Source organism: Adhaeribacter terreus (assembly GCF_042657365.1).
Lineage (GTDB): Bacteria > Bacteroidota > Bacteroidia > Cytophagales > Hymenobacteraceae > Adhaeribacter_A > Adhaeribacter_A terreus.
In genome coordinates, this window is sequence record NZ_JBHSKT010000004.1 from 315483 (window position 1) to 340931 (window position 25449).

A 25449-nucleotide genomic window follows, 5' to 3' on the forward strand; every position below is an offset into this window, starting at 1 on the left:
ATTTAAAACAAAAAAGCCCGACTGTTTCCAATCGGGCTTTTTTGTTTTAATATTAAGTAACTTATCTTCCGGCAGCCAACGCTTCGGCACCACCCACGATCTCGAGGATCTCGGTAGTAATAGCCGCCTGACGCGAACGGTTGTAAGTCAGTTTCAATTGTTTCAGCAATTCACCGGCGTTATCCGTTGCTTTGTCCATCGCCGTCATCCGGGCGCCGTGCTCCGAAGCATTGCTTTCCAATACGGCTTTATAAACCTGGATCTTCAGCGATTTCGGGATCAGCTCCTGAATAATTTCTTCTTTCGAAGGCTCAAAAACGTAATCCGGAATATTGGTATTCTTCGCGGTTTCGTCTTTTTCCTTCTCTACTATTGGCAGGAACTGTTCTTTACGGATGATCTGCGTAGCCACGTTTTTAAATTCGTTGTACACAATTTCCACCTGGTCGTAATAACCATTGCGGAAACCTTCCATCGCTAACTCAGCCGCTACCCGCACGGTATCGAAAGAAAGCTTGCTGAAAACATGCGTAAAATCGCCGTTTACTTTGTAGACTTTTTTCGTAAGCGCTTCGTGGCCTTTTTTACCAATTGCAATAAACTCCACGTTTCCGGCTTCCATTTGCGCAGCATACTTTTCTGCTACCAAGCTGTTCACGCCTTTCAGCACGTTGCTGTTAAAAGCGCCGGCCAAACCACGATCGGAAGTAACTGCAATAATCAGTACCCGGTTGATGTCGCGTTTTACAGTATATGGGTTAGAAACCATATCACCAGTCAGCTCCGACAAATTCGTCAGGATATTGCTCAGGCGCTGGGCATAAGGGCGCATCCGGATAATGCTATCCTGGGCACGACGCAACTTGGCAGCCGCCACCATTTTCATGGCTTTGGTAATTTGCTGCGTACTCTGTACGGAAACGATCCGGTTACGAACTTCTTTTAAACTTGCCATCTATTTTTTCAAGGTTCCGGCGGGTTTCTGACTTTTGGAGCCATTTTGCCTACCGTTTTTCCCGATAATAAATTATGAAACAGAAGCAGAAGAATTACCTCCTGCTTCTTTTTTACATTTCTGAATTAGTAGCGCGAAGAAAGCTCTTTCGCTACTTTTTTGATGTCAGCAATTACTGAGTCTTCCAGTTTACCAGCTTTCAGCAGGTTCAGGGAATCTTTGTGCTGCGCATTCATGGTGCGGGTGAAATCTTTCTCGAAGTTTTTCACCTCGTTTACCGGAACGTTATCCAGCAAACCATTTGTACAGCAGTAGATCATAGCAACCTGGTCTTCCACTTTAACCGGAGAGAACTGTGGCTGCTTCAGAACCTCTAAGTTACGACGACCACGCTCAATTGTCAGCTTGGTAGAAGCATCCAGGTCAGAACCGAATTTCGCAAACGCTTCCAGTTCGCGGAACTGCGCCTGATCCAGTTTCAAAGTACCTGCAACCTTCTTCATCGATTTGATCTGCGCGTTACCACCTACACGCGATACCGAGATACCAACGTTAATGGCCGGACGGATACCAGCGTTGAATAAGTTGGTTTCTAAGAAGATCTGACCGTCAGTAATGGAAATTACGTTCGTCGGGATATAAGCAGAAACGTCACCAGCCTGGGTTTCGATAATTGGAAGTGCCGTTAAAGAACCACCACCTTTTACTAAGTGCTTAATAGATTCCGGCAAGTCGTTCATATCACGCGCGATCTCATCAGAAGCGTTGATCTTCGCAGCACGCTCTAATAAACGGCTATGCAGATAGAAAACGTCACCTGGATAAGCCTCACGTCCTGGAGGGCGACGAAGTAACAGGGAAACTTCACGGTAAGCTACAGCTTGTTTTGAAAGGTCATCATAAACAACTAAAGCAGGACGGCCAGTATCGCGGAAATATTCACCGATAGCAGCACCGGTAAATGGCGCGAAGAACTGCATTGGAGCCGGATCGGCAGCAGCAGCAGCTACAACCACAGTATAATCCATAGCACCACCATCTTCCAGCGATTTAACAACCTGGGCAATAGTAGAAGCTTTCTGACCAACCGCTACATAAATACAGAACACCGGCTTACCAGCTTCGTAAAATTCACGCTGATTCAGGATCGTATCGATAGCTACGGCAGATTTACCAGTCTGACGGTCACCGATGATAAGCTCACGCTGACCACGACCTACCGGAATCATGGAGTCGATCGCTTTGATACCAGTTTGCATTGGCTCAGTAACCGGCTGACGGTAGATTACACCTGGCGCTTTACGCTCCAGTGGCATATCATACATATCACCAGCAATTGGGCCTTTACCATCGATCGGCTGACCAAGGGTGTTTACTACACGGCCAACAATACCTTCGCCTACTTTAATAGACGCAATTTTATTGGTACGTTTTACGGTATCGCCTTCTTTCACGGTGCTATAGTCACCAAGCATTACCGCACCAACGTTATCTTCTTCAAGGTTCAATACCAGCGCTTGCAGGCCGTTGTTGAACTCTAAAAGCTCACCAGACTGGGCTTTGGAAAGGCCGTAGATACGGGCCACGCCGTCACCAACCTGCAATACAGTACCTACTTCTTCCAGTTCGGCTTCTGTTTTGAAATTGGAGAGTTGCTCTCTTAAGATTGCGGATACTTCATCCGGTCTAACTTCTGCCATGATTATAATTTAGAAATGTATGAGTTATCGTTAAATTTATTGCGCAACCGCTGCAGGCTGCTCTTAATAGAATCGTCAATTTGCGTATCGCCAATGGTAAGTACAAAACCACCGATCAGTGAAGGATCAACTTTCTCTTCGAGCTGAATGGTTTTACCGGTTTTCTTAGCTACTATCTGGCTGAACTCATCGCGCAACTTGCTGTCTAAAGGTACAGCTGTGGTAATAGTTGCCGTCTGGATATTATTCTTCAGGTTGTACTGCTTTTCGAATTCAGCAGGCATCGATTCCAGTACAGCTTCACGGTTCTTCTTGGTAATGATCTCCAGGAAAAGCGAAGTCATATCGGTAACTTTACCATTAAAGATCGCCTTCAGGATCGCCAGCTTTTTATCGTGCTTGATGATCGGATTTTTCAGCATTAACTGATAATCACGATTTTGCTTAACAGTTTTATCTAAAAGCAACATGTCTTGCCGAACCTGCTCCAGCATACCTTTCTCCTGGGCAAGATCGAGCAGCGATTTAGCGTATCGGGAAGCAACGCGGGTATCTGACATCTATTTAATTTGTTTAATTGTTGAATGGATTAATTGTTAGTAGATTCTGGTTAAACTGTAAATCCTGAGATCAGGCAATTTAACCATTTAGCCATTTAACAATTAGTTCAAAGTAACTTCTTTCATGTATTCGCTTACCAGCTGTTGCTGTGCAGAAGCATCTTTCAGTTCGCGTTTCAGCAATTGCTCAGCAATTTCAACAGAAAGGTTACCAGCCAGATTTTTGATCTCGGCAATAGCAGCACGCTTTTCGTTCGTTACCGCTTCACGGGCCTGTGCGATCATGCGGTTGCTTTCTTCGCCTGCTTTGGTTTTGGCAGCTTCGATCATCTGGTTGCTTGCTTCAGAAGCTTCTTTCAGAATTCTGTCGCGTTCAGCACGGGCTTCTGCTAACAGTTTTTCGTTACCGGCTTTCAGTGCCTGCATTTCAAGTTTAGCTTTCTCAGCCATGCTCAAAGCGTTCTCGATAGAAGACTCACGCTCGCGCAAAGAAGCCATAATTGGTTTCCAGGCAAATTTGGAAAGCAGGAACAACACCAGCAGGAAGGTAATTGTCTGCCAGAAAATTAAACCGATACCAGGGGTTACTAATTCCATATTATTGTAAAGTTTATCGGGTTTTTTGCTTTAAAACGATACCGTTTTGCGGCCTTAACCAATTTTTATGCGAAACAGTTTATTCTTTTTTCAACTTGGTTCAGGTTTACTGATTCCCGGCCAATCGCCGGGAATCAGTTCCTGTTTTTTTTCTTCGAAAAGCTAATTAGCCTTTGAAAGAGATCAGCAGACAAACTACTACACCGAACAGTGCAACACCCTCGATAAGAGCAGAAGCAATGATCATTGCAGTCTGTACTTTGCCAGAAGCCTCAGGCTGACGAGCGATAGCTTCCATAGCGGAACCACCGATCTTACCGATACCAAGGCCAGCGCCTAACGCAACTAAACCTGCACCGATACCGGCACCCATGATAGCCAGCCCCATACCTGACTCAGCAACTACTTGTAACAATAATGCTAACAACATAATGTATTATATATAGAGTTAAAAAAAGAAAACAAATTAATGTGCGTGTGCATGCGCCGGAGTATGGCCGTGATCGCCTTCGCCGAAGCCCATATCATCTACGTGATCGTGTTCTTCAACTGCGCCACCAAAGTACATGGAAGAAAGCAGGGTGAACACGTATGCCTGTAACAGCGCCACGAATAATTCCAGGAAGTTCATAAAGATCGCGAAAGCAACCGAGATCGGGCCAACTGCAATGCTTTCGAAAATGAAGATCAGGGAGAATAAGCTCAGGATAATAATGTGACCGGCCGTGATGTTTGCAAAAAGACGAACCATCAGGGAGAAAGGCTTGGTTAAAATACCAACTAATTCGATCGGAATCATGATCAGCAATAGTGGAACCGGAACACCTGGGGTCGCAAAAATGTGATGCCAGTAGTTTTTATTAGAGCTTGCCAGCGTAATGATCAGGGTAAATAACGCCAGGATCAGGGTTACTGCAATGTTTCCGGTTAAGTTGGCACCGCCTGGCATTAAGCCTAGCAGGTTGTTAAACCAGATAAAGAAGAATATAGTTAATAAATACGGTACAAAACGCTCGTATTTCGGACCGATGTTCGGACGCGCAATCTCATCGCGCACAAAGATAATGATCGGCTCGAAGAAAGACTGGATACCATAAGGAGCGCGGCCCTGGGTCTTTTTGTAACGACCGGCAATTGTAAAGAAAACCCCGATCAGCAGAATAGCGCTTAGGAATAAAGAAGCTACGTTCTTCGTGATGGAAAAATCCAGCGGGCCAACGTGCTTTTCTTTGCCTTCCACCATTTCAGTGCGTGGGTGGCCGTGCTCATCGGCGTAATAGATATGACCGTGTTCCATTACGTAGCCTTTATAAGGAACTACTTCATGGTTTTCGTTATAAAAATTGCCGGATGAAAATACGTCTAATCCATTCTCTCCGTAAAGAATTACCGGCAGGTTAAGCACCAGGCCATCGGCAAAATGCCAGGTATAATCATCGCCGATGTGATGCGTGATCATATCGCCTGGTTTGAACGTTCCGCCCTTCTCTTCAGAAGCTGAAGCGAAAGAGGTAAAAGAGAACACTACTAGCAATAAAGCAAATAACTTCTTCATTAAGAGATATTTATAAGCCAAGGGCAGTTATACGTAAAAGCAACTTACAACTGCTTTTTTGAAATCGGGCGCAAGTTAGTCAAAATGCAATAGATTTCAAACCCGGTAAAAATAAAATATAAAACAAAGAAGTTTAATGCGAATTGCAAATGCCTTTCCTTGGTAAAAATTACATACAGGAACACTACTGCTAAGCACATTACCACCCGAAAGGCCATGGAACCGAAATAATACAATTGAAAATTATCTTCGTCTTCCTCAAAACCTTTTTTGGTAATATAGAAGGTAAAACCGGTTACGAACACAAAAAAACCGAGCATGTACCAGATATAAGGATGCACCACATTATAAGCCGTGGTATAAATAAGCAGGCTGATAAGCAAGGCGACCACCCCGGTAGTAATAATTAATTTGCGCGTAAAGCTCACTTTATAGTTTTTAAGAGTTTTTCGTTACCGTTTTTATGATCAGGTACATGGAAGCCGTAACCCCGATCAATAATAATACCAGTGTAAACCAGGGTTGCTCGTTCTGAAAATGATCGTCGAGCCATTGGCCGCTGTAAGCAGCCAGCAGCAAAACCGCGATCATCTGGAAAGCCATGCCGGAGTAACGCACAAAAGCATTGGCCGTTTTTTTGGTATTTTCCTTCAATTCTTCCTTTTCGGGTTCCATGGCTTTACCTTTAGAATTTACAAATTTAGTTTATTGGGCCGGAAGTATACCGTTTTTTTTCAACGGCCGCTCCAGCAATTGTACGTAAAAAACCAGGTTCTGGAAAACGGTAGGGTTTTGCATCTAAAAACTCATATTTTTGTGTGGGGAAACCTGCGTACATGTACCAAAAACAAGGGCTTCTGCGTTGTAACCCCAGCGGACGTATTTCCTTTTAAAAAGCAAAGAAACATTTTGAATAATTTTCGCCCATATATATATAGTGTAGTTGCGGTTGCTTTATTTCTGGCCGGTTGTTCCGGCAGCAACCCGATCGGCAGATTATACCACAACGTGGCCGCCCGCGACAACGGCTATTTCCTGGCACGCGAAAAAATGAAAGAAGCCGAAGCCACCGTTGCCAAAAGCATGGTGTATGATTACAACCGCCCGCTCGCCATTTTTCCGGTCCCCAACGAAACCTCAAGCCTTACCATTGCGCCCATGCTGGAAGAAGTGATCAAGAAAGCCTCCTTCCCTATTCAGCGCCACAAAACCAGCAACTGGGTAGACGACAGCTATATTCTGGTTGGCAAAGCCCGCTATTATAAAGGCGATTTCGACGATGCGATCAAGACCTTTAAGTATGTAAATACTATCAGCAAAGATGTACATATCCGGCAGCTGGCTTTGGTATGGCTCATGCGCAGCTATTTAAAAACCGAGGAATACGAGAATGCTTTAGCCGTTTCGGATATTATAAAGAAAGAAAAGCTGAACAAGCAGAATGCCGCGCTTTATTATTTAACCCGCGCCCAGTATTACACCATTCAAAACGATCTGAACAAAACGATCGAGAATCTGGAATACGCCGTTCCCTTAATTAGTAAAAAAGATGAACGGGGGCTGGCGCGCTTCACGCTGGCGCAGCTTTACCAGCAGAAAGGTGAAAATAAAAAAGCGTATGCGCAGTACAACAAGATCCTGAAACGCAACCCGCCTTACGAACTCGGTTTTTTCAGCAAACTGAATATGGGCCAGGTAACGGAACTTTCGAACCCGAACGACAAGAAACGCATTGAAAAATATTACGCCAAGCTCCTCAAAGATCTGAAGAACGAAGAATACCGCGACAAGATCTATTATGAAATGGCGAAATTCGAGCTGAAGCAGAACAATTATAATAAAGCGCTCGAACACCTTGCCAGTTCTACCAAAGCATCTAAGAACAACCCAAGCCAGAAAGCTTACTCCTATTTACTGGCCGGCCAAACCTATTACGAAAAACTGCAGAACTACCGTTTAGCGCAGGCTTATTATGATAGCACCGCTAAAATAATGCCCGCTAATGCGCCCGAATATTTTGCAGTAACGGAGCGCCGCGATGTCCTAACCGCTTTCACGACCCAGCTTTTTACCGTAGAAATTCAGGACAGTTTATTAACACTTGCCCGCCTCGATACTGCTGCGCTTAACAAACGCCTGAACCGCTACATTGCCGCTCAACGCAAAAAACTGGAAGAAGAAAATGCCCGCATTCAGGCTGCTTTGGTTGCCGGCAACAATACATCGACCCGCAGTGGTCTTTTCGGACAAAACAATCAGAATAACCAGAATAATAAAAACAACACTGCCGGCGGCTTATGGTATTTCGATAACCCGGCTTTGGTTGGAACCGCGCGCTCCGAATTCATCCGGACCTGGGGTAACCGCAAACTGCAGGATAACTGGCGCCGCTCCAGCGTAGATGCAGGCGGCCCGGGTTTACAGAACCAGACTCCGGAACAAATTGCTGCTGCAGACTCAGCTGCCAATGCCAAGAAACCAGATCCGGCCATTGCCTGGCGCGAAACGTTTATGCGCGACATTCCTTTTACGCCTGAAAAGCAACAGAAAGCGGAAGACAGCCTGCAAACAGCGTTGTTCAAACTTGCCAACATCTATAACCAGCAATTAAAAGAACCAGTCCGCGCCGCTGAAACCTTTGAAAGATTGTTGGCCCGAAACCCGCAAACCAAATATTCCGCCGAAACCTACTATAACCTTTACCTGCTGTATTCCCAGCTGAACGACCCAAGATCTGCAACTTATGCGGCTAAACTACGCAGCGAGTTCCCGAATTCTACGTTCGTACGCATTATAGATCAGCCGGATTATCTGGCCCGTAATGCTGCCGCCAACTTAAAAGTAAAACAGCTTTACGATTCGGCCTATACACTTTATGAAGCAGATAAACTGAAAGAAGCGGCTGCGCTTAGTGCCGCAATTCAGCAAGCAAACCCACAAACCGAGATCAACGACAAACTTGATTTCCTTGATATTCTTATTCTGGGCAAAAGCAACCAGCTTAATTTGTATAAAGATGCTGCCGTGCGGTTCGTTTTCGATTACCCGCGCAGCCCGCTAAACCCGATGGCGCAGGATATTCTGAAAGCAATTAAAGCTTACGAAACCGGGCAACTCAATTATATAGCTCCGCCAAAACCTACCAATGTTCCGGCTGCGCCTTCTGCCCCACCAACGCCAACTGCGGTAAATTATCAGCTGAACTCAGCGGCAGCGCATTATTTTGTAATAGCTTATCCACGTGGAACGGCTGCCATGAATAATTTATCGAAACAATATTCCGATTACAACGCCCGCTTTAACCAGACCGACAACTTAACCTTATCGCCGTATATTTTAGGTGATTCTACTGAGATTTTCGTTGTGAAAGGCTTTCCGGATAGCCGCCGGGCACAGTCTTATGCTGTAAAACAAAAAGCGCCGCAATCACCAATCGGTAAAATTCGCGGCGTAGATTTTAGTACCTTTGTAATTTCAGCCGATAATTTTCCGCTTTTATATAAAGCTGCAAACTTGGAAGAATATCTGGCTTTTTACCGCAAAAATTACCAAAAATAAATGTCATCTGCTTCTAAAACATTCTCCCGCAGTATTCTTGCCATCTGGTTATTATTTGTGGGTGGAATTATTTCGTTGGTACTTTATACGTTTGCCGTTAGTATCAACTTCCTGAATTTATTCGGCGAACTACCGGACCTAAAAACCCTGGAAAACCCTAAAAGTGAAATTGCGTCGGAAGTTTATTCCATCGATAACGTGCTGATGGGTAAATATTTCCGCGAAAACCGCTCTCCGGTAGAATATGAAGAACTGCCTCAGAATTTAATAGATGCGCTGGTGGCTACTGAAGATGTGCGTTTTGAAGAACATTCGGGTATCGATTTCAAAGGTTCATTCGCTATTCTTTACTACCAGCTTAAAGGGCAGGATCGTGGTTCGAGTACCATTACCCAACAGCTGGCCAAAAACCTCTTCCGTACCCGCAGCGACCTGAATACCGGTTTGTTAAGCGATGTACCGGGCTTGCGTAAGCTTATTGTAAAAAGTAAAGAATGGATTATGGCTATAAAACTGGAGCGCAATTACTCCAAGAAAGAGATCATGACCATGTACTTTAATACCGTAGATTTTGGCAGCAATGCTTTTGGTATTAAAACCGCGGCTAAAACTTTTTTTAATAAATTGCCACAAGATCTTTCCCCGGAAGAATCTGCTGTATTGGTGGGTGTGCTGAAAGCACCTTCCATGTACAGCCCGGTAAATAACCCTGAACGTTCCAAAAACCGCCGGAATACTGTTTTGGCACAAATGCTGAAATACAATTTCCTGGATCAGGCGCAATACGAAACGCTATCCCAAAAGCCGCTAAAACTGCAATACAGCGTAGAAAACCAGAACAAAGGCATTGCACCCTATTTCCGAACTGAAGCCAGCAAGTTCCTGCTGAAATGGTGCCGGGAAACTGGTCACGACCTTTATTCCGACGGCTTGAGAATTTATACCACTATTGATTCGCGGATGCAGGAAAAAGCGGAAGAAGCCGTAAAAGAACACCTGAAAGCACAGCAAAAGATCTTCAACAATTATTGGAAAGGCCGCAACCCCTGGACCGATGAGAACGGCAAAGAGATCAAAGACTTCCTGCAAATAGCCATTAAAAGAACCGACCGCTATAAATCCCTTTACGAGCGTTTCGAAGGCAACCAGGATTCTATAAATTATTATCTCAACAAAAAAATAAAAATGCGGGTCTTCACCTGGGAAAATCCGGAGGAAGAACAAGAAGTAATGATGAGCCCGATGGATTCGCTCAGATATTACAAGCACTTCCTGCAAACTGGTTTTTTAGCTATGAACCCGCTGAATGGCCACATAAAAGCCTGGGTTGGTGGCAATAATTATAAATACTTCAAATACGATCACGTAAAACAAGGTCGCCGGCAGCCAGGCTCTACCTTTAAACCGTTCGTTTATGGCGCCGCCATAGAAAACGGTTACTCACCCTGCTATGAAGTTATAGATGCGCCGGTAACCTTCACTTCTTCCGATGGGCAAAGCTGGACCCCGAAAAACAGCGAGGGAGTTTTTTCAGGCTCTAAATATACGTTACGTGAAGCCTTGGCCCAATCTATCAATTCCATCACGGCTTACCTGATGAAAAAGCTTACGCCGGAAGTGGTAGTTGCTTATGCCAAACGTTTGGGTATTTCTTCTGAACTGGAAGCGGTACCTGCGCTTGCTCTCGGTTCCAGCGATGTGAGCGTGTACGAAATGGTGGGTGCTTACGGCACGTTTGTAAATAAAGGCGTTTGGACCGAACCGGTAATGATAACCCGGATTGAAGATAAGAACGGAAACGTTTTGCTGGAATATTACCCGAAAACTGTAGAAGCGATCAGTGAAGAAAATGCTTACCTGATGGTTCATTTACTGCAAGGTTCTACGGAAAAGCGTGGCGCAACTGCTTATTATGGCTTACGTTTCCGCCATGGCCTGAAAAATGAAATTGCTGGTAAAACCGGTACCACTTCCAATTACTCCGATGCCTGGTTTATGGGTTTAACGCCTGATCTGGTTTGTGGCACCTGGGTTGGCGGCGACGATCGCAGTATTCACTTCCGAAGTGCTAATTATGGTCAGGGAAATAAGCTCGCGATGCCGATCTACGGGAAATTCCTGCAAAAAATATATGCCGATAAAACGATCAGCGTTTCTAAAGACCCATTCCCGAAACCTACGCAGCCATTATCAGTAGAAATCGATTGCAGCCGATATAATAATGGCGGCATCAGCGACTCTGTGCAACAAAATGAGATCCTGACGCTTCCTGAACATGATGAAGCTGGAAACGACGAAATTTAATACAATGTATGCCTGCTTCCGACCTATTAAAGGAAAAAATAAGCCACTTGCCTCACCGGCCCGGCATCTATAAATTCTTCGACGAAAACGGTATCATTTATGTCGGAAAAGCTGTGGATATCCGTAAGCGGGTGAGCAGTTATTTCAATAAAAGCACGCAGCATAATAAAAAGACCCGTCACCTTATTGCTTCAATCCGGAACATCGAGTTTACCATTGTAGACACCGAAGCCGATGCGTTTTTGCTGGAAAACAACCTGATTAAGCAATACCAGCCCAAATACAACATTCTGCTGAAAGACGGAAAAACCTACCCGTACATCTGCATTATTAACGAACGCTTTCCAAGAGTAATCAGCACGCGCAATAAAATTGCTGACGGCTCCCGCTATTTTGGCCCTTACGCGAGCGTAACCAGCATGAATGTATTGCTGGACCTCATCAGAGCTTTGTATCCGCTACGTACCTGTACTTACAACTTATCGTCGGAAAATATTTTATCGGGGAAATTTAAAGTATGCCTTGAATATCACATTGGGAACTGCAAAGGTCCCTGCGAAAATCTATATGATGAAGAAAGCTATAACCAACACATCATTCAGATCCGCAATATTCTGTCCGGGAATTTATCGGTAGCCAAAAATTATTTCAAGGATAAAATGTCTGCGGCAGCTGCAGACTTTCAGTTTGAACTGGCACATAGCTTTAAACAAAAACTTGATCTACTCGATTCTTTCCAGGCAAAATCTACGGTAGTAAGCAACACGCTGACCAACATTGATGTGTTTTCCATTACTTCTAATGAAAAATGCGCCTTCCTCAATTACCTGAAGGTTGTAAATGGTTCAATAATTCAAACACAATCGCTGGAAATTCAGAAGAAACTGGAAGAAACCGATGAAGAAATCCTTGCTTCCGTAATCGTGCAATTGCGCCATGAATTTGAGAGCGATTCCCGCGAGATCCTGGTTAATATCGAAGTACAACTTCCGCTTCCTAATATTACGGTTACTGTCCCACAAATAGGAGATAAACGCAAGCTGCTCGATCTTTCGCTGAAAAACGCTATGTATTTGCGTAAAGAAAAGGAAAGCAGCCGCGAAAAAAGCAAAGACAGCAACGAAGTCCGCATCATGGAAACCATGAAAAAGGATCTCAAATTAACAGAGTTGCCTCGCCACATAGAATGCTTCGATAATTCAAACTTTCAGGGCGACAACCCGGTTGCTTCTATGGTTTGCTTTAAAAATGCGAAGCCTTCCAAAAAAGATTACCGCCACTTTCATATTAAAACCGTAGTTGGTCCCGACGATTTTGCTTCCATGTACGAAATCGTTACGCGTCGTTACCGTCGTTTATTAGATGAAGCAGCCCCTTTACCTCAACTCATTATAATAGATGGCGGAAAAGGGCAATTAGGGATGGCCGTAAAGGCGCTTAAAGATCTGGATCTGTGGGGTAAGATACCGGTAATTGGCATTGCCAAACGCCTGGAAGAAATTTTCTATCCGGGAGATAATCTACCGCTTTACATCGATAAGAAATCGGAAACGCTTCGGCTTATCCAACGAATACGCAATGAAGCGCACCGCTTTGCGATCACCTTTCACCGCAGCCGCCGCGATGCCGGTACCCTAAAAACCGAAATTACCGATATTAAAGGACTGGGAGCCGCTACCGCCGAAAAACTGTTACTAAAGTATAAATCCGTTAAAAAGATCAAGGAACTGAATTTCGAAGAACTGGAAAAAGAAGTTGGCAAGCACAAAGCCCAGATCTTACAAAACTACTTTTCTGGGCAAAAAGCATAGCGTTTTTAATTTCCGACTTTTTCCTGCTAAATTCCTACCGTTTTTTCTGTTCGTTGGAATAAGCGGTAGACCTTGAAACAAAAGAAAGAAACCTTTTCCGGTTTCTTTCTTTTGTTTACAAGTTAGCGTCTTTTAAAAACTCCACAGGTTATATTCATATTCCAGCAGCTTATCGGCTGTTTGCCGCGAAGCCCATAAACCTTGCATAGGACCTTTGTGCAGATCTTCCAGGCTTAAATTATCGGGGTTAGAAACTTTGGTTATGTAAGAACTGAATAACCTTAGTTCCAGAGCATCGGCTAAGTTCTTTTGCTCCGCATCATTATGCGGATTCACCCAACGCGCTTCGGCTTTATGCATCCGGAAAACTTTCATCAGGTCGTCGTATTTAAAGGTACCAACCGTAAAATCGCGTTGCCGCAGATTTGTTTTTAAAGATGCCGGCACGATCAACGATAAACTTTCGATCTCATAATACATCCGGGATCGCTTTTTATCGAAAACGGCATTTTCTTTAATTTCAAGTAAATACATTTCCGAAGGTAAAAATTCTGCTGGCCCCTGAACATTATTGGCTGTTGCTTCCATGCCCGGCCAAAGTTCTTCATCCTGCTGTTGGAAGCCCATTTCAATTTGCTCCGGCGTTAATTCTTCTTGCTCGCTGAGCAGAGTCATGTTTGCCAGAAATTGCTCTTTGGTAAGTTTACTGGTAAGGGAATCATTCTTATAGATTGGTAATTCCCCTTTTCGAACAGCTTCAATAATTACTTTCGAAATTTGCCGATTTGAGGCAAAAAGTGGCTTATTTTGTTTTTCCCGAAGATCCACTGTGCGCCAGATGGTCTTCTGGTACATCTTATCGCTTGTGGTGGTACGTATTGCCGGATTATTGTTATAAGCCGACAAAGTGGTTTGGCCATATGCAGCAAAAGAAAGGAAGATGCCGGCCAGTATGCTTAAAGCATGCGGATTTCTCATAGTTTATTAAATAATAAGGGTAAGAATGCTACAAACTGAAAAAGAAAACTTCTGCTAAACTGACAGAAGCGCAGCGGGATACGTACCTAAATATAATTTTAAAGCGTTAAAGCCCCTTGGGCTTTTAATAGGTACAAAAAAGAAATGTTTAAAAGAATAAAGCTTTGGCGCCGGCTTTATAAATAACAAACGGAAACTTACTGCTGAAAAGTATATTAATCTGAAAATATTTCAGTTTTTGCAATAATAAAACGGTATGTTAAATGGCGTAAAAAGTTGTATTGGAAAAGATGCTTTGTAAAATATTTGGCACAAAAAAAGGGAACCATTACTGGTTCCCTTTTTAATTAACTGTTTTGCTTAGAAGCTCCACAGGTTATACTCGTATTCAATCATTTGTTCAGCAGTAGTTTGAGCAGCTAAGATACCTTGCTGAGGACCTCCATAAATATCTTCCAGGCTGGAATTGTCTGGGTTAGATACTTTTGTAATAAATGAGCTGAAAAGTCTCAGGTCAAAAGCATCAGCCAGGTTTTTGTGCTGGGCATCGTTTTGTGGGTTGAACCACAAAGCTTCTGTTGGATGATCACGGAAAACTTTAACAAGATCGCTGTATTTAAATGTTCCAACCGGAATATCACGGCCTTTAATGTTTGCTTTCAACGATGCCGGAACGACCAATGTGATCGACTTGATATCATGATACATCCGTGAACGCTTCTTATCAAAGATAGCATCCTCTTTCAATTCCATCTGATATAAGTCTTTTGGAAAGAACTCAGCCGGACCAACTGCTACTGCAGCATCCTGTGGTGCATCGCTACCCCAACCGTCATCAGAAGTTGGCTCATCAAAGCCTAATGCCTTTTCTTCCTCAGTCATTCCACCACCTTCTTCTGGCATAACCATGTTGGTGGTGAATTCCTGCTGCGTAAGCGTAGTAGTTAAAGAATCGTTTTTATAGATCGGTAACTCACCACGTTTTACGGCATCAATAATTACTTTAGTAATCTGTCGGCCATCAGCAAACAAAGGCTTGTTCTGCTTCTCCCGCAAATCGATTGTACGCCAAACCGTTTTACGATACATCATATCAGATTCCGCGATAGGTCTGGCAGATGGATTGCTGGCGGCGGTTGTCGATTGTTCCTGAGCGAATGCACCCATAGATAAGGTCATCGCTGCTCCTAAGCCTAAAATTTTAAAATAATTCATAATTGTAATACGGTAACCTGAGAACAATTAGTTCAAAGGAATATTAATAATTTTTGTACCGATGTTAACGTCTTCAGTAGAATTACGGAAATTCAGACGTTTCACTTCTTTAACTTCAATCGAGATCCGGTCACCTTCTCTGGCCATAGCAGCAAAAGAAGTCAGGTTAGCAGTTTCGCCATTAATAGTTTCAGAAGCAATCGCTTTTCTACCTCTAACCAGGAATACTTCCCATTTGAATACACGGTAACGTGCATCTTTCGGTAAGAATGCTTTAAAGCTTTCGTCTGGAATAGCTTTCATTGTGATGCTACGTGGACCAGGAGCAGCCATACCTTGCTTTTCATTAACCGGGCGTCCATTTGTTAACGCCTGAATTTCTGGTTTTGGTATAAGCTTAACTTTAAATTTCTCTGAACCGATTTTATTACCTCCACTCGCAACGTTTAAGGTAACTTCTTTAGCTGTAGGCACTAAAGTAACAACTCCTTTTTCAGAACCTTTTACTACTGCAGCACCGGTTGCTGAGAACGATGGATCGTAAGTAGACCCCAATGCTGGTACCTGTACATTAAGTTCGTTACCGCAATTCAGGAAAAGCGCCTGAACTGATGCAGACTGAATCTGGATAACTGGTTTTGCAACGAAATACTCTTCTTTCAAGGTGAAAGTAGTATCACGACCGTTATTGTTAATGCGGATCTGACCAGTCCATGATTGCTTAGAAATACCTTCTTTATCATAAGCACCAGCCTGAGCAGTGAATTCGATTTTACCTAAACCATTTTCAACTTTAACCGGGCGCCCCTGATAGGTCATAGTTGGCGTAATTGCGTTAGATGAAGCTGCAATAAACATATCTGCTTTGTATTTGGTACCAGCAGCAACTGTTTTAGATTCTGCACGCGCCATTGCAAATATTTTATCAAACTTGATGATATCTGCACCAACTTTAGCAGCTAATGTAGAAAGAGCATCAGCTTCGTATTTCAGAATCTCGCTTTCTTTCTGTGCAATAACCGCTAACGCTGCCGTTAATGGAGTTGCTTCGAAGTTTAACTGAGCGAAATCCTTACCTTTAGAATTCACATCTTTGCTCGCAACAGGGTCTTCATTCGCATCGATAGCTAACTTAGGGATAGAAGGGTTATACTTCTTCATGAAGTTAGCATATTCATTCAGCTTGTCCTTCATTTTGTAAGCTTCGCCTTTGCCTTTATCAGCACCGATCATTTTAATAGCCACTTTATCTTCCGCATTCGGATCTTTATACTGGCCATTTTCCATCCCGCCCGATTCTTTTATAAGCATATCGCGAGTACCATCAAGATATTTAATGATCTCTGCAGTCTTACTCCGAACCAAAGCAGCTTCGTCAACTACTTTTTTATCAGCCGCACGGTTACCAGCCTTCGCTACCGCCGCTTCAATTCCTTTTGTAACGTTAACATTATTGGTAACAGTTTTCCGATTTACATCCATTAAACTGTCATCCAGGAATTTAAATTTCAACATGATTGATGAACTCACCTGTAGCGCGAGCAGAGCGGTCAGTACCAAGTACATCATCCCGATCAGCTTCTGCCGAGGTGTTTCTTTTCCTCCAGCCATAGTTATGCCTTATTTATTAAATTAAAACTGAGTCTATGTTATTTGATAACTGAGAGGATTAACCTCTCATTGCAGCCAGCATATTGCCGTACACATTGTTCAGGGAGCTCAGGTTTTGCGTTAATTTCGCAACCTCATCCTTAAACTGTGCAGTGTCTTTGCTTGCATCTGTCAGGTTTTCCATTGCAGCGCTTAAGCTACCATAGAATTTGTTCATAGACTTCAGGTGGTTGTTGGCATCCTGGAGTTCCATTTCATAAACAGCATTCAGGGCACCTAAGTTTTTGGTTACATTCTGAACCTGCTCATGATATTCGCGGGCATCGGTAGTAGCACCAGCCATCTGGGTGATAGCTTCTACAGTATGCGAATAAGCTTCGTTGATTTTCTCTAATGAGTTTGCTGCTGATTTAACTTTAGTAGTATATTCATCAGTAGCTAAAGTTGCATCGCTCAGATCTGCCATTTGAGCAGTAGTAGCGCTTAAACGTGATAAACCTTGGCCCAATGAGCCGATTGCATCAGGAGTAACATTAGCATCTTTCAGCATATCGTCTAACTTTTTAGTTAAAGAACCACCTGTTGCACCGCCAACTGCAGTTTCACCCTGATAGTCATCAGCTAATTGTGGGTAAACGCGAGCCCAATCCGGATCGTGTGGCTGCGGCTGAAACGCACTTAAGAAGAAGATAGCTGCTTCAGTTAAAAGACCTACGGTAAGCATTATACCTGCACCTTCCCAGTGCTGGATTTTGAAAAGTGCTCCTACGATTACGATTGCTGCACCAATACCATAGATCTTAGGCATTAATACGTCAAACAGGAAATTGCCGCCTTTTTTGCTCATTGTTTAAGAGTGTTTAATTGTTAAAGTGATGAAAGTTTAAATTAAATAGAATTGAGTTAATCTCGATTAAAATTCGTTTCCTGAAGAACGGCCTAAGTAGATCATGGCGCTACGGAAACCAATATAAGAACGGGCAGAATCCTGGTATTCGAAATTACGCGTACCAGTTTCCAGGAAGTAAGCAATATCTTTCCAAGAACCACCACGAACGATTTTACGAGGCTCGCTATCGTTGTAATAAGTCGGGTTCAAATCCCAAACTACCGGTACTGCTGCTTCGTAATAAGCATCCTCGCACCATTCAGAAACGTTACCAGACATGTCGTACAGACCAAAATCGTTCGGGAAGTAAGCACCTACCGGACCAGTGTAAGTATAACCATCACTGTAATAATCGCCACGACCTGGCTTAAAGTTAGCCAGCATACAACCTTTAGCGTTTCTCAGGTAAGGACCACCCCAAGGGAAGGCTGCCATATCACGACCACCGCGGGAAGCATATTCCCATTCTGCTTCTGATGGCAGACGGAAGTTTGGCATTGGTGCAATACCATTTTCTTTATTGTAAGTATTTTTCAGCTTGGTTCTCCAGTCGCAGAAATATTTGGCTGCAAACCAGTCTACACCGACTACCGGATAGTCATCAAAAGCCGGATGCGTGTAGTAATATTCCATAAGCGGATCGCCCATGTGGTAAGTAAAGTCGCGTACCCAAACTGTAGTATCCGGATATAATTCCGTCATTACATATTCTTCACCCAATACATCAATCGAATCCTGGCGGATTGCATTCATGAACTGGCGATACTCGTTATTGGTAACCTCCGTTTCATCCATGTAAAAACCGCCAATGGTAACCTGTTTATTGAGGTTAGTCATAGAAGCCGCAATGTCTTCATCGGTTTGACCCATGTGGAATGTTCCACCCGGGCATGGCACCATCCCGAATGGCACCTCCTGAGGATTGAATTCAGGACGATCCTGGGCGCCGATCACATCGCCTTGTGGACCTTTTCGCATACCGCAGCTTCCTAATAAGGCAATCATTAGCGCCACAGAAGACAATTTCACGAATTTGTTCATGATGACTAAAAAAGAATAAAAATTATGGTAATGGGTACTAGTTACAGTTTTACTAATTAGCAAATATATAAAGGGCAATTATCAAATACAACAGTAATTGCCCTTTATGCTAAAAATTATTTTAAAAACGCAGTTAAGTGCTATTTATTATAGCATGCTTAACACAAATTAATATGATCGGGAGTTAACTTAGTAGCTGTAGCGTGGCGTTCTGATTGCCGGCTTGGTAGCCAAAGGTGACTGTGGAATTCTGTAAGACAGCATGATCTCGTGTGAACCCATTTCTTTCGCCTCTTCTCCGAAAGTTGTAAAGTCGAATGCGTAACCTAAACGCAGAGCATTGTCTTTCATGAAGCTAATGCCAGCCATACCGGTTACAGCTTCCTGGTGACGGTAATTCAAACCTACCCAGTATTTTCCGTTGAAAGTACCACGAGCACCTAAATCGAAAGAAGGATCACTGTTAAGATCGTATTTCACGAGAGCAGTTGGCGTAACTACTACAGAAGATGAAGCATCGATATCGTAACCTGCAGTTAAATAAAGGTGACGAGCGGAAGTAACTGATGCAGTTCCGTTTTTACCATCCACTTGCTCTGCTTCGAACTGGTATTTGCTACCCATTAAGTTATCGGCACCTACACCAACATAATATTTATCAGCCTGGTACCACAAACCTGCACCTAAGTCAAATTTAGTATCGTTGCTGTTGAATGGAATATTCGGGTCACCTTCATCCATGTAGCGATAATCACCTTTAGAAAGATTGGTCACAATTGCCTGACCACCAATACCCAGTTTACCACTACCCAAGGCTAAATGGTAAGCATATGAAAGTGCACCGGTTTTTACCTTAGTAGCACCATACTCCTCTGTAAGCAAGTTCACCCCGATACCACCTTTAATTGCCCGAACCGGAATTGAAACATTGAACAGCGCAGTTTTTGGAGAGCCGCCTTCATCAAAATCGCCATCATAGCTAAACCACTGGTACCTTCCAATCATGTTGAATTCAGTAGCATTTCTCATACCGGAATAGCCGGGGCTTAAATACATGCCATTAAAGCCATAATGGCTAAACTGGGGCTTCTGCTGCGCCATAGCACTGCCACCTGCTAACAGAGAGAAAAAGAAAACCGCGTATAAAATTCGTTTCATAGAACAGGGAAAAATGGTTTAAAATTAATTTTAGCTGACTACCAGTGGTATAGTGGTTTCAAATTTAAATAAATTTAGCTCAAAACCAAAAGCTAAAAAAAAAAGATGTCCTTTTTTTTTGAACATCTTTTTGTGGAATACTACTACCGTTTTTAAATCCTATTTCTTGGCACCTTGATACTTCTGAATGTACAATTCTATAGCTCCGGTCATGGAAGGCGCATTTGGCATAGGAGCTTCAATGTCTAATTCCAGGCCGGCATCGCGCACCGCCTGAGCCGTTGTAGGACCAAAAGCTGCTATGCGGGTATTATTTTGCACAAAATCCGGGAAGTTTATAAAGAGTGAACTAATACCCGATGGCGAAAAGAATGCAATACAATCGTATTTTACTTCTGCCAGATCAGACAGATCGGAGGCAACGGTTTTATAAATTACTGCTTCGGTAAAATTCAGATTGTTGGAAGCCATAAAATCCGGAATATCGTTTTTACGAATATTAGAGCATGGGTACAAGAACTTCTCGTTTTTATGCTTCTTAATGATCTCGAACAAATCGGATGCTGTTTTCTCTCCGGTAAATAATTTACGTTTACGCAGCACAATGTATTTCTGCAGGTAATAAGCAGTTTGCTCAGAAATACAGAAATATTTCATCTCGGCAGGCATTTCAACTTTAGCCTCCTGGCAAATACGAAAGAAATGATCTACGGCATTGCGGCTCGTAAAAATAATGGCCGTATAATCCAGTAAATTGATTTTATCCTTCCGGAATTCTTTGTATGGAACAGGATCTACCTGAATAAACTCCCGGAAATCAACTTTAATCCCGTACTTTTTGGCGATCGCTAAATATGGAGAATTATCGTTGGTAGGTTTTGGTTGCGTAACCAGTATGCTTTGGATCTTCTTTGCGTGTTTGCTCACTCCCAGCTTTTCTTTACTCTCAGCCATATTCTTAAAAAAATGTTAGATCAGTCGGAAAAGAGCCGGTTTTGTTAGAACCCTATTTAAGCGTAGTTAAATATGATCAGTTTTAACATAACAGACAGGGGCATTATTTCCGTGGCGCAAATGTACGAAAATAAATGCAGATTTCGAAGAGAGGCCTTATTATTTAAGGTATAAACGATGCGTAACGTAGTTACGATCAATAAGGTAGAAACTGCCAGCGTTGAAATGAGCAGCACAGTACCTGAATGTGTAGCATTAAATGCCAGATACAGTAACAAAACAAACGGTAGGAAAACGCCCATAAAAAGTATGCTGCGCAAAAATTCCCGGTACTGCGTTAAAACCAAGCCCGAAAGATCGAAAATATACCCCATGAGCCGCAGAAAAAGGAATTTCAGGAAAATAAATCCAAAGATAATAGCAGCATAATACAGGATCCGGGAAGTAATATCAGATTCTGAAACCCAGAAAATGCGGTTAAAAATAAAACTATTCTGGATATTGGTATGAATAGCGACAATGAGCAGCGAAAACGAAAGTGAAAAAGCCACTACAAATAAAATACTTGACCAGCTGCTTATTGGCTTTGCCAGAAATCCTTCTTCCAGCGAAGTTTGCCTGAAAAGATTTCCTACCCGGAAAACGCTATTAAAATCAGCTGAAAAACTCGTGCGCAAGCTTCCATAGATCAACCCGATCAGGAGAAGAAATAAAATAAAGGCGTTTTGGTTATGAATGGCGCGAGGCTTGTTTTTGATCGGCTCGGCGTTGGTGCCTGCAACTTCATCTAAAACTTCCTCTTCAGAAAGATTTCTAAAATCGGAGAGTTTTGGCAGAACATCCGGGCTCCAGACTGCGAAAAGATATTCTTTTCCCTGAGCTGGCAAGCTAACTACTTCAGTTAAATTAACGGTATAACTAGCAGTAGAATCAGCTTTAAAAATGAGGCGGTTATCTAAAAAAAGCGAAAGCCCGCGGCTTGCCGGAAAAGTAATTTCAAAAGGGTAATCTGAACGAATTCGGACCCATTGGTAAAACGCCCGCTTGTCAGTATTTTCAGAAGGAACGAACGGGACCAATTGCTTTTCACCGTCATCGTAAACCAACCAGCCAGAAGAAAGGGCATTTGAAGAAGTTACAGCAACCGGCTTGCGCTCCGGAGTTTGCGCCTGAAGCGGCAGAATTATGCTAAAAACCAATAAAGCTGCAAAGAGCCAGCCTGAAAACGTATTAAGTAGCAATGCTCTGCGCACCTTTTGCTTTATAAACACCAAGAAACAAACTCAACACCAGCGAAAACGCCAACAAAGCCAGCAACAGGTATAAGTTTCCCCAGTCGGCAAAACTTAGCACGAATAGAATTACAATACCGTTAATAAAACCCAGCAATAGAACGGTGCTCATCTGCCGGAAACCCATTGCCAGAATGCGGTGATGAATGTGGTTTTTATCGGGGGCAAACGGCGACATGCCTTTCATAACCCGGATAAAGGAAACGCGCAGCGTATCGAAAAGCGGAACAAAAAGAATTCCTAACGCAACCGAAGGAGCAGATTCTACAGCGCGCATCTCAATAAACTGAATGGTAAGAATAGAAATGATAAAACCGCAGACCAACGAACCGGTATCGCCCATAAAAATGGTCGCTTTATGGAAATTATAGCGCAAAAAACCTAACATGCCGCCTACCAGGCAAAGCGACACCATGGCATAATTACCAAATTTTTCGCCGCCAAACTGGTAGAAATACCACCCGAGTGTAGCAGCAATAATGGTTACAATCGTACCGGCTAAACCATCTAAACCATCTATCAGATTTATAGCATTGGTAACCCCGATAATAACCAGAAAAGTAAATGCGTAACTCATACCGATCGGCAGGGTTTCGATACCGAAAATGCCCTGAAAGCTGGTAATACGGATATTAGCCATGAACATGACAATACCCGTGGCCAGCAGCTGCACTACAAATTTCTTAAAGGCCGAAATGGTTACCAAATCGTCTTTCAAGCCAATAAAAAACAGAATAATACAGCCCGCTAATAATTGCTGCACACCGTTATTCAGGTCGCCGAAAATGGTGAGCGCAGAAGTAAAACCGGCAAAAACGGCTACGCCACCCAAACGCGGCGTAAGCGATTCGTGCACGGTGCGCAGGTTTGGCTGATCGAGAATATTTTTAAGGTGCGCCACGTAAATAATGGATGGCACTGCAAAAATAGCGATCAGGAAAGCCCAGCTGAACGATAAAAGATAATTGATCGGGATAATCATGGTGTGTGCTACGCAAAAGTAAAAAAATTACTTCCTTTTCCTACTTCCGTGGTTGGTTTTTATCTGTGGTTTTTGCAAAGTTTAGCAGATTATTCGCAGGCGAAACTACTTTTTCAGGCAAAAACCATAGCGTTTTTTAGTAATGGAGAATTCCTTTGGTGTTTAACAGCGAGATATCCACGAGATTTTCCGCAATAATAGATTCCGGCACGAATATGTATTTCTTATCGTAGATCTTATCGCCTACGTAATAACTAACCCAATACTCGTTCGTGATATGAAAAATAGCCGGATCGATGGGTTCTACTTTTACGGCGCTTTTAGACGGCACCTGCTCAAACATGTGACGAAGCACCGAGGTTTTTACTTCCTTGCCCTCGTGCATTCCGTAACCCTTAGAAGCCACCAGCACATTATCGAGGTAATACGGATTATTGTTCAGCAGAAATACATTCCATACATCCTCCCCTATTTCATTCTGTTCTACAGCAATGGCAATTGCCACGCCTTCTACCGGTTCAAAATTAATATGCTCTTTCATCGGCGTTTATATGGATAGCCGCTTCGAAAAGTTGCGACAGATGATTCAATAGTTTTTCTTCTACTTCCGCCATTGGAATTTCATGGCCCAGCTCTTTTTGCATCGAGGTTACGGCTTTATCGGTTATTCCGCAGGGCACAATGTAATTAAAGTACTCAAGATCGGTATTTACGTTGAGCGCAAAACCGTGCATAGTTACCCACCGGCTGCATTTTACGCCCATGGCGCAGATCTTGCGAGGCTGTTTTTGCACTTCATGGTCGAGCCAAACGCCGGTTAAACCTGCAATGCGGCCGGCTGTAATGCCATATTCAGCCAGCATTAATATTACGGCTTCCTCCAGCAAACGCAGGTACTTATGAATATCGTTGAAGAAATTATCGAGGTCGAAGATCGGGTAACCAACTAATTGCCCGGGACCGTGATACGTAATATCGCCGCCGCGGTTAATTTTATAAAAGGTGGCGCCTTTTTGTTTCAGGAAAGCCTCGTTTATGAGCAGGTTATTTTCCGAACCGCTTTTACCCAGGGTATAAACGTGCGGGTGTTGGCAGAAAATAAGATGATTGGGCGTTACTTTTTCCTCCTCCGGCGATACCGTTTTGCGGTTATAGGTCTTCAGTTCCAGGCTTTCGGCAAAAAGCTTTTCCTGAAAATCCCAGGCTTCCTGGTAATCTATGGTTCCGAGATGGATGAAATTTACTGCTTTATTTAAGGTATGATTCACGATGTTGTGCTTCTGAAAAAGGGTTTCGCGTTTACAAAGTTACACGAAACATTCGAGCATTTTAAATTCTTCTAAAGGCCTGATGGTTATTTGCTTAATTGCAGCCGGCAACAAATAGCAATCACCAGTTTTCAGGGCAATTTCCGTACCGTTATAAACCAGTTCAGCATTTCCCTGCACACAGATCAGAATCACAAACGAATCCTGAAGGGTATAATCACGCGCCAGCGGCTCGGTAAGGTGTAGCAGGTTGGTGGTAAAATAATTGCTCTCAGCCAGCTCAACCGGTTTATTCAATTCATCCTGATACGTATTTTTGTATGCCGGATAATGCTGGTAGTCGATCGCAGCCAGGGCTTCTTCGGTATGCAGTTCGCGTTTGTTGCCATTGTCATCGGTGCGGTCGAAATCGTAAATGCGGTAGGTAATATCGCTGCTCTGTTGAATTTCGGCTAAAAGCAACCCTTTACCAATGGTATGCACGCGGCCGCCGGGAATAAAAAAAACATCGCCGGCTTTAACGTCTTCCTTGTTCAGAATTTCACTCAAACAATTTTCTTCCAGGTGTTTCAGATACGTTTCTTCATCCATTTCGCGGTTGAAACCACTGATCAGCGTAGCACCTTCGTCGGCCTGCATAATGTACCAGACTTCCGTTTTACCCAGGCTTTTGTGGCGTTTCCAAGCAATTTCATCGTTCGGGTGCACCTGAATAGAAAGGTCTTCGTTGGCATCGATAAATTTTACCAGCAAAGGAAATTCGGCGCCGGATTTTTCGTAATTATTCTTCCCCAGCAGTTCTGCCTTATACGTTCTGATAAGTTCCGACAGGGTTTTTCCGGCCAGCGGCCCTTCCGCCACTACCGATTCATTGCCTTTCACACCGGAAATTTCCCAGGTTTCGCCGCAGTTTTTCAGCGGGGCAAATTCCTTATGAAGTACGGTTCTGATCTTTTCGCCACCCCAGATCTTTTCCTTGAATATGGTTTTGAATTTCAGCGGATATAATTCGGACATTTCT

At 43.3% G+C, this 25449-nt stretch carries 23 protein-coding genes; 3 read left to right on the forward strand and 20 right to left on the reverse strand.

Annotation, left to right across the window (positions count from 1 at the left end):
* Positions 1-61: 61 nt before the first annotated feature.
* The 8 genes from atpG to ACFPIB_RS08920 form a co-directional block, all read right to left on the reverse strand.
* A complete protein-coding gene (gene atpG / locus ACFPIB_RS08885; protein ID WP_378017086.1) occupies positions 62-955 on the reverse strand; it encodes an ATP synthase F1 subunit gamma in 894 nt (297 codons plus the stop codon).
* Positions 956-1080: 125 nt separating this feature from the next.
* Entirely contained in the window at positions 1081-2655 is a 1575-nt protein-coding gene (gene atpA, locus ACFPIB_RS08890) for a F0F1 ATP synthase subunit alpha (RefSeq protein ID WP_378017087.1), read from the reverse strand.
* 2 nt (positions 2656-2657) lie between these two features.
* Positions 2658-3215, reverse strand: coding sequence for an ATP synthase F1 subunit delta (gene atpH, locus ACFPIB_RS08895; RefSeq protein ID WP_378017088.1), 558 nt, complete (start codon positions 3213-3215; stop codon positions 2658-2660).
* Between the two features lie 102 nt (positions 3216-3317).
* Positions 3318-3812, reverse strand: a complete 495-nt coding sequence (locus ACFPIB_RS08900) for a F0F1 ATP synthase subunit B (RefSeq protein ID WP_378017089.1) — start codon at positions 3810-3812, stop codon at positions 3318-3320.
* Between the two features lie 166 nt (positions 3813-3978).
* Positions 3979-4242, reverse strand: a complete 264-nt coding sequence (gene atpE, locus ACFPIB_RS08905) for an ATP synthase F0 subunit C (RefSeq protein ID WP_378017090.1) — start codon at positions 4240-4242, stop codon at positions 3979-3981.
* Positions 4243-4278: 36 nt separating this feature from the next.
* Positions 4279-5367 carry a F0F1 ATP synthase subunit A gene (atpB, locus tag ACFPIB_RS08910; protein WP_378017091.1) on the reverse strand — a complete coding sequence of 363 codons (1089 nt, stop codon included), beginning with the start codon at positions 5365-5367 and terminating at the stop codon, positions 4279-4281.
* A 44-nt stretch (positions 5368-5411) separates the two neighbouring features.
* On the reverse strand, positions 5412-5795 hold the full coding sequence (locus ACFPIB_RS08915; protein WP_378017092.1) for a hypothetical protein: 384 nt from the start codon (positions 5793-5795) through the stop codon (positions 5412-5414).
* A 10-nt stretch (positions 5796-5805) separates the two neighbouring features.
* Positions 5806-6042: an AtpZ/AtpI family protein gene (locus ACFPIB_RS08920; RefSeq protein WP_378017093.1), complete on the reverse strand. Its 237-nt coding sequence runs from the start codon at positions 6040-6042 to the stop codon at positions 5806-5808.
* Positions 6043-6276: 234 nt separating this feature from the next.
* On the opposite strand from ACFPIB_RS08920, the gene porW reads away from it, so the two are divergent.
* Genes porW through uvrC form a run of 3 tightly spaced genes read left to right on the forward strand, consistent with a single transcriptional unit; the run spans position 6277 to position 13040 of the window.
* Complete coding sequence (gene porW, locus ACFPIB_RS08925) at positions 6277-8925, forward strand: type IX secretion system periplasmic lipoprotein PorW/SprE (protein WP_378017094.1); 2649 nt, start codon at positions 6277-6279, stop codon at positions 8923-8925.
* Positions 8926-11229 carry a penicillin-binding protein 1A gene (locus tag ACFPIB_RS08930; RefSeq protein ID WP_378017095.1) on the forward strand — a complete coding sequence of 768 codons (2304 nt, stop codon included), beginning with the start codon at positions 8926-8928 and terminating at the stop codon, positions 11227-11229. It abuts the gene before it with no gap.
* 8 nt (positions 11230-11237) lie between these two features.
* Positions 11238-13040 (forward strand): excinuclease ABC subunit UvrC, encoded by a 1803-nt coding sequence (uvrC, locus tag ACFPIB_RS08935; RefSeq protein WP_378017096.1) that lies wholly within the window; start codon positions 11238-11240, stop codon positions 13038-13040.
* A 132-nt stretch (positions 13041-13172) separates the two neighbouring features.
* Here the strand turns inward: uvrC and porN (ACFPIB_RS08940) are convergent, their stop codons facing one another.
* The 12 genes from porN (ACFPIB_RS08940) to ACFPIB_RS08995 all read right to left on the reverse strand — a co-directional run bounded on the left by porN (ACFPIB_RS08940) (position 13173) and on the right by ACFPIB_RS08995 (position 25445).
* Positions 13173-14018, reverse strand: coding sequence for a type IX secretion system ring subunit PorN/GldN (porN, locus tag ACFPIB_RS08940; protein ID WP_378017097.1), 846 nt, complete (start codon positions 14016-14018; stop codon positions 13173-13175).
* Between the two features lie 360 nt (positions 14019-14378).
* Positions 14379-15233, reverse strand: coding sequence for a type IX secretion system ring subunit PorN/GldN (gene porN, locus ACFPIB_RS08945; protein ID WP_378017098.1), 855 nt, complete (start codon positions 15231-15233; stop codon positions 14379-14381).
* A 27-nt stretch (positions 15234-15260) separates the two neighbouring features.
* Entirely contained in the window at positions 15261-16844 is a 1584-nt protein-coding gene (porM, locus tag ACFPIB_RS08950; protein ID WP_378017099.1) for a type IX secretion system motor protein PorM/GldM, read from the reverse strand.
* A gap of 58 nt (positions 16845-16902) precedes the next feature.
* Positions 16903-17691: a type IX secretion system motor protein PorL/GldL gene (porL, locus tag ACFPIB_RS08955; protein ID WP_378017100.1), complete on the reverse strand. Its 789-nt coding sequence runs from the start codon at positions 17689-17691 to the stop codon at positions 16903-16905.
* A 66-nt stretch (positions 17692-17757) separates the two neighbouring features.
* Positions 17758-18774 (reverse strand): T9SS ring complex lipoprotein PorK/GldK, encoded by a 1017-nt coding sequence (gene porK, locus ACFPIB_RS08960; protein WP_378017101.1) that lies wholly within the window; start codon positions 18772-18774, stop codon positions 17758-17760.
* A 189-nt stretch (positions 18775-18963) separates the two neighbouring features.
* Positions 18964-19932 carry a PorP/SprF family type IX secretion system membrane protein gene (locus ACFPIB_RS08965; RefSeq protein WP_378017102.1) on the reverse strand — a complete coding sequence of 323 codons (969 nt, stop codon included), beginning with the start codon at positions 19930-19932 and terminating at the stop codon, positions 18964-18966.
* Between the two features lie 159 nt (positions 19933-20091).
* Positions 20092-20886: a uroporphyrinogen-III synthase gene (locus ACFPIB_RS08970; RefSeq protein ID WP_378017103.1), complete on the reverse strand. Its 795-nt coding sequence runs from the start codon at positions 20884-20886 to the stop codon at positions 20092-20094.
* A gap of 56 nt (positions 20887-20942) precedes the next feature.
* Entirely contained in the window at positions 20943-22139 is a 1197-nt protein-coding gene (locus ACFPIB_RS08975) for a DUF4271 domain-containing protein (protein WP_378017104.1), read from the reverse strand.
* Positions 22117-23160, reverse strand: a complete 1044-nt coding sequence (locus tag ACFPIB_RS08980) for an MraY family glycosyltransferase (protein WP_378017105.1) — start codon at positions 23158-23160, stop codon at positions 22117-22119. The genes ACFPIB_RS08975 and ACFPIB_RS08980 overlap by 23 nt, the downstream gene beginning before the upstream one ends.
* 136 nt (positions 23161-23296) lie before the next feature.
* Entirely contained in the window at positions 23297-23701 is a 405-nt protein-coding gene (locus tag ACFPIB_RS08985; protein WP_378017106.1) for a hypothetical protein, read from the reverse strand.
* Complete coding sequence (gene lipB / locus ACFPIB_RS08990; protein ID WP_378017107.1) at positions 23685-24428, reverse strand: lipoyl(octanoyl) transferase LipB; 744 nt, start codon at positions 24426-24428, stop codon at positions 23685-23687. The genes ACFPIB_RS08985 and lipB overlap by 17 nt, the downstream gene beginning before the upstream one ends.
* A 39-nt stretch (positions 24429-24467) precedes the next feature.
* Positions 24468-25445, reverse strand: a complete 978-nt coding sequence (locus tag ACFPIB_RS08995; protein WP_378017108.1) for a type I phosphomannose isomerase catalytic subunit — start codon at positions 25443-25445, stop codon at positions 24468-24470.
* Between the last annotated feature and the right edge of the window lie 4 nt (positions 25446-25449).